A 6,069-nucleotide genomic window follows, 5' to 3' on the forward strand; every position below is an offset into this window, starting at 1 on the left:
ATGCCACCGGGGCTGAGATCATGCGCGCGCTGATCGAAAAGGTGCGGGCGGCTGGGCATATTAAGGTGCTCGATGCCACGGCGCGGCTGATTTTTACCAATGATTCCGGCGTGACCGGCGTGCTCGCCGCACGCGGCGGCGAGAGTTTCGCCTTGCCGGCGGACCGCGTGCTGCTGGCCACGGGCGGCATTGGCGGGCTGTTCCGCTATTCCACCAACCCGCCTGGCGCCATCGGCCAGGGGCTGATGCTGGCCATGGGCGCGGGGGCGGAATTGCGGGATATGGAATTCATCCAGTTCCACCCCACGGCGCTGGACGTGCCGGGCGGCTCGCTGCCGCTAATCTCCGAGGCCGTGCGCGGCGAGGGGGCGAGGTTCATCGACGAAAACGAGGCGCATTTCATGCGCGGGGGCGATCTCGCGCCGCGTGACGTGGTGGCCCGTGCCGTATTCGCTCACGCCCAGGCTGGGCACCGCGTGTATCTCGACGCCCGGCCCATCGGCGCACGTTTCGCCACGCGCTTCCCGGCTATCGCCCGCATCTGCGCGCAGGCGGGCTTCGACCCGGCGACGCAGCCGATTCCGGTGCGTCCGGCGGCGCATTACCACATGGGCGGCGTGGCGGTGGATGCGGATGGACGCACCAGCGTGGACGGGCTGTTCGCGGCAGGCGAGGTGGCCTGCACCGGGCTGCACGGGGCCAACCGCCTAGCCAGCAACTCCCTGCTGGAGGCGGCGATCTGCGGCGAGGCCGCCGGGCGCGTGATGGCAGGCATGGCGGCCAAGCCCGCCCGCGCCCTGCCAGGCATTGCGCCGCTCCCGGCGCCCGATGCCGCGCCGCTGCGCGACCTCATGTCCGCGCATCTCGGCGTGCTGCGCGATGCGGCGGGGCTGGCTGCCGCTGCAACGGCGTTCGCGGCCATGGCCGAGACCAACCAAGCCGCCGCGCTTGCCTTGCGCATTGCCCAGGCGGCGCTGGCGCGCAAAGACTCTGTCGGCGCGCATGCCCGCGCCGATGCCAACCCCATGCACAAGGCGGCGTAATGTCTCTGCTCTCACTCCCCGATATCATGATCGAACCGGCGGTGCGCGCCGCCCTGCTGGAGGATATGGGCCGGGCAGGGGACATCACCTCCGACGCCGTGATCCCGCCCGAAACCCAGGCCCGCGTGGCGCTGGTGGCGCGCGAGCGCGGCGTGGTGGCGGGGCTGGATTTCGCCCGTGTCGCTTTCGCGCTGGTGGACCCGGCGATCCGCTTCGCTCCACGGCTGGATGACGGCGCGCGGCTGCAGCCGGGCGATATCATCGCGGATATCGAAGGTCCGGCGCGCGGTATTCTCACCGCCGAGCGCGTGGCGCTGAATTTCCTGGGGCATCTCTCCGGCATTACCTCGGCCACGCGCGGCATTGCCGATGCCATCGCCCATACCAAGGCGAAGGTCAGCTGCACCCGCAAGACCACGCCGGGCCTGCGCTTTGCCGAGAAATACGCGGTGCGCGCGGGCGGCGGGGCGAATCACCGCTTTGGGCTCGATGACGCCATCCTGATCAAGGACAACCACATCGCCATCGCTGGCGGGGTGGGGGTGGCCATGGCGCGGGCGCGCGCGGCGGCGGGGCATCTGGTGAAGATCGAGATCGAGGTGGACACGCTGGACCAGCTCGACGAGGCGCTCCCCCACGGGCCGGATGCCATCCTGCTCGACAACATGAAGCCCGACACCCTGCGCGAGGCGGTGCGGCGCATCGATGGCCGCGCCATCGCCGAGGCCTCGGGGCGGATCAACGCCGAGACCGCCCCCGCCATCGCCGAGAGCGGGGTGGATTTGCTCTCCGCCGGATGGCTCACCCACTCGGCGAAGGTGCTGGATATCGGGCTCGACTTTTAAAGTCTGGCTGAAAACTCTACCCTGGCGGCCATTTGGCGCGCTTTTCTGCGCTTCTGGTGCTCACGTACTTAAACGTACGCTCCGCTCCGGTTCTCGAAAACCACGCCAACTGACCTGCCAGAGCGAGTTTTGAACCAGACTCTTTAGGGCAAGGAGGCGCGCAGCGCTTCGACAAAAATCTCCACATGCGCCGCGCCAAAGGGCAGAGGCGGGCGGATCTTCAGCACATTCCCCGCCGGCCCCTCGGTGCCGATGAGCACGCGGTTGCGCCGCATGGCATTGGCGATGCCCTTGGCCGTGGCGGCGTCGGTCACCTGCACGCCGACCATCAGCCCGCTGCCTCGTACTTCGCCGATCACCGGGTGGTTGAGGCCGCGAATTTCTTCACGCAGCTTCGCGCCGGTGGTGCGGGCGTTGTCCTGCAGGTTGCGGGTTTGCAATTCGTCCAGCGTCGCCAGCGCCGCTGCGGCGGACACCGGATTGCCGCCGAAGGTGGAGAAGAAGTCGATCCGGCTGGTGAAAGCGTCCAGCAGCTCCCGCCGCGCCACCACCGCGCCGGTGGGGTGGCCATTGGCCATCGGCTTGCCCATGGTCACCACGTCCGGCACCACGCCATGCATGGCGAAACCCCAGAATTCGTCGCCCATGCGGCCGAAGCCGGACTGCACCTCATCGCCCACCACCAGGCCGCCCGCCTTCCGCACCTCCTCGGCCACGGCGGCGAACCAGCCCTGCGGCACGTTCACGATGCCGTTGGAGACGAAGGCGGAGTCGATGAGCAGCATCGCCACGCCATGGCCGCTCTCCTGCAGCGCCGCGATGGCACGCCGCGCCGCCTCTGCCGGGGCCGCGCCGGTATCGGGCGAGGGCAGCGTCTGCACGAACGGCGCCTGCGGCTGCACGAACGGCCCGTAATAGGGCGAGAGCGCCGCCACCACATCCGTCACGCCATGATAGGCATGCTCCATGACGATCGCGCCGGTCTTGCCGGTGACGATTTTGGCGATCCGGTAGGCGGCGTCATTCGCTTCCGAGCCGGAATTCACGAACAGGCAGGTGTCCAGGCCGTCGGGTAGGGTGGCGGTCAGCCGCTCGGCATATTCCACGATGCCCTCGTGCAGGTAGCGCGTGTTGGTGCACAGCGTTTCCATCTGCCGGGCGATGGCGGCAGCCACCTTGCGGTTGCCATGACCTACCGAGGGCACGTTGTTATAGGCGTCGAGATAGCGCGTGCCGTCCGGCGCGTAGAGGAACACGCCCTCGCCGCGCACCAGATGCACCGGCTCGGCGTATGAGAGTTCCAGCCCGCGTCCGAGCGCATGGAAGCGCCGCTCGGCCAGATTCGTTGCCCCCGGCCTGGCGGCTGCGGCGGCGCGGAATTTCGCCACCACGGCGCCACGCCCTGCGGTGAGATACGCCTCGATGGCCGGGACGCTGAGCGCCGAGAGCGCGCCGAGCTTCTCCGCCCCTGCCGGGTCGTTATGCCGCCGCCAGGCATGGATGGTGGCGGCGAGCGCGTGGCGGGCGATGATCGCCTCGAACAGGGCGGGGAACTCGGCCCCCTGCAACGGCATCACCGCGTTGTACCCGGCGACGATCTCGCTCCCGTATTCGATGGGCGGCATGTCCCCCACCGTCTCGGCGGCGGTCACCGCGACGTCGAACACCAGCGGGGCGTGGATCATGTCGCCGAAATCGAGCAGGCCGGTGATCTGGGTGGCGGCTTCGTCCACCAGCATGTTGCCGGGGTGCAGGTCGTTATGCACCATCTGGTGCCGCAGCCGGGACATCTCGGGCAGGAAGGCGATGAAGCGGTCGAGCACGGCCTCGATCAGCTTGCGGGTCTCCACGTCCTCGATCAGCCCGGCCGAGGGGCGCAGATCGATGATTCGGCGCAGATCCCACACGATGCGCTGCCCCGCCGCCGGGTGGAAGAAATTGGCCAGCGCCAGGTTGAGCCGGGCCAGCGTGCCGCCGGCGTGGCGCAGCAGGTCCGGGGAGGGCTCGACGCCGTCCATCACCCGGCCGGGCTGGAAGTCCAGCGCGCGGATGATATGGGGGATGCCGCGCTCGTCGGTAATCCGCGTATAGGCCTCGCTGTTCACGGTGCGGCGGACGCACGGCACGGGCAGGGTGGGGGCCATCATGGCGATGTGCGCGAGCGCCGCGCTCTGGAACTCGACGCTGCCCGGGTCCTCGTTGGGCCCGAGGATCTTCAAGATGATGCCAGAGCCGGAGGTTGTCTTGATGCGGAAATTCTGGTCGCGCTCGCCATATAGTGGATGCGCCGTGCCGTGCACGCCGAAAATCTCCCGGGCCATGTTGGCCGCTGCCTCGGTGGAGAAGGCCGGCGGGCTGGTTTCGAGCGCGACGAGACGAAGCGGCTGGTTCATGATTTTGCGCACCTCAGAGCGATTTTCTTGCGCGCAAGATACGCGCAAGCGCGACTGGCGGCAAAATCGGGGGTAAGGTCATGGGATTGACCTAGGTCAAACATTCGCGGTGGGCGCCGGTCTAGGCTTGCGCGGTTAAGAGGAGGAAGTTGAATGTCCACTCAGGAGCGTTTTCTCGTCGCCATCGCCGATGGCGAACATGCCCGCATCGTCCGGGGCGATGACCACAACGTGTTGCATACCGAGCGCTGGATCGAATCCACCGCCGCGCACAAGCAGTCTTCCGAGCTGCGCAGCGACCATCCCGGCGCCTCGTTCCACAGCGACGCCACGGCGCATCATGCGATGACGCCCCGGCACGACCCGCAGGAGCTGGAGGCGGAGAAATTTGCCCAGCATGTCGCGCATGAGTTGAACGTGATGCAGGGTGACAACAGCTTTGACGTGCTGATCATCGCCGCGCCCGCGCACACGCTGAGTGTCATTCGCCGGGAGTTGAATGCCGAGACGCACGCCAAGCTTGGCGGCACGCTGAACAAGGATCTGACCAAGACGCCAGACAGCGCCTTGTGGCCGCACCTGCAGGATTTCCTGCCGCCGCCGAACCCGCCCCGGCAGCTATAATGCCGGGAGGCGGCGCGGTGGAGTTGTAAAGTTAATTATAACGGTGAGAGTTGTGACAGGGAAATCCGTTTGGCGCCGGTCCGGGCATGTGTAAGCCGCTGAATCGCCGCGCAGGGATTGTGCTGCGCTAATGGCTGCGGCCTCGCGCCAGAGACATCCCCGGCGGGAAACCGCTGGGTTTTTTTTGTGACGTTTCGATGGCGAAGCAAATTAGCCACACCCGTCAGAAAAGATGTGATCGGGTAACAGAAGCGGGTGAAAAGCACGCTGTTTCAAGGTAAACGGCGGATAACTTTTCAGGGAGACTTAATATGAAACTCCGTCTTGCTCTGGCGGCCGCTACCTGCCTTGTTCTGCCGCTCGCGGCCCAGGCCCAGCCTGTCACCGGCCCTTATGTCAGCCTTGGCGCTGGTACCAGCGTGATGCAACAACTCGATTATGACTATACCAGCCACCCTGGTCAGTCGGGGCAGTTCGAGACCCGTCCTTCCTATGCTGGTGCGTTCTCGGCCGGTTACGGGTTCGGCAATGGCTTCCGTGTCGAGTTGAGCGGTAATTATTATCGCAACACGGTACATGAGGATGATATTGGCGCGTTTCACTACCCGGCCACCGGTGGTCTGAACACCTATGGCGTGATGGCGAATGCCCTCTACGACTTCGATGTCAACCTGCCCATTTACCCCTATCTTGGTGCCGGTCTTGGTTATCAGTGGCAGCAGCTCTCCAGCCGCATCAAGGACGTGCCTAGTTTCGGTAACACGATTTCGGGGACGTCTGGCAGCTTCGCTTATAACTTGATCGCCGGCCTCTCCTATCCGCTGCCTTGGGTGCAGGGGCTTTCGCTCACGGCGGAATACCGGTTCATGCAATTGGCAGACAGCCGTAAATACGCCGCCACCTCCGTGGTTATCGGGCCTGATGGCTCGACGAAGCTCGGCCGTCCGTTCGTCAACACCTTCCTGATCGGCCTGCGCTACCAGCTGTTCACCCCGGCGCCGATGGCCCCGGCTCCGGCGCCTGCTCCGGTTGCCGCCCCGGCTCCGGCCCCGGCCAAGACCTACCTGGTGTTCTTCGACTGGGATAAGTACAACCTGACGCCGCGCGCGACGCAGATCGTTGCCCAGGCGGCGTCCGACTCCAAGACGCAGAACGTCACCACGC

Annotated in this window: 5 protein-coding genes; 4 read left to right on the forward strand and 1 reads right to left on the reverse strand. The window is 66.3% G+C overall.

Translation table 11 applies throughout. The annotated features are described in order from the left end of the window. On the forward strand, positions 1-1,043 hold a 1,043-nt coding region (locus ACLPJJ_RS05970), incomplete at its 5' end, for an FAD-binding protein (RefSeq protein ID WP_443590036.1). Beyond that, positions 1,043-1,888 (forward strand): carboxylating nicotinate-nucleotide diphosphorylase, encoded by an 846-nt coding sequence (nadC, locus tag ACLPJJ_RS05975; protein WP_443590037.1) that lies wholly within the window; start codon positions 1,043-1,045, stop codon positions 1,886-1,888. The genes ACLPJJ_RS05970 and nadC, both read left to right, overlap by 1 nt. A 143-nt stretch (positions 1,889-2,031) precedes the next feature. On the opposite strand, the gene ACLPJJ_RS05980 is transcribed toward nadC, so the two are convergent. Continuing rightward, the gene (locus tag ACLPJJ_RS05980; protein WP_443590038.1) at positions 2,032-4,281 is read right to left on the reverse strand and encodes an aminotransferase class III-fold pyridoxal phosphate-dependent enzyme; all 2,250 of its coding nucleotides are present in this window, start codon (positions 4,279-4,281) and stop codon (positions 2,032-2,034) included. 153 nt (positions 4,282-4,434) lie between these two features. Here ACLPJJ_RS05980 and ACLPJJ_RS05985 point away from each other — a divergent pair, with 153 nt between their 5' ends. Both ACLPJJ_RS05985 and ACLPJJ_RS05990 read left to right on the forward strand, forming a co-directional pair. Beyond that, entirely contained in the window at positions 4,435-4,905 is a 471-nt protein-coding gene (locus ACLPJJ_RS05985) for a host attachment protein (protein WP_443590039.1), read from the forward strand. Between the two features lie 311 nt (positions 4,906-5,216). Continuing rightward, the coding region (locus ACLPJJ_RS05990; RefSeq protein ID WP_443590040.1) for an outer membrane protein at positions 5,217-6,069 on the forward strand (853 nt) is incomplete at its 3' end.

The organism is Acidocella sp. (assembly GCF_052326845.1).
Taxonomy (GTDB): Bacteria; Pseudomonadota; Alphaproteobacteria; order Acetobacterales; family Acetobacteraceae; genus Acidocella.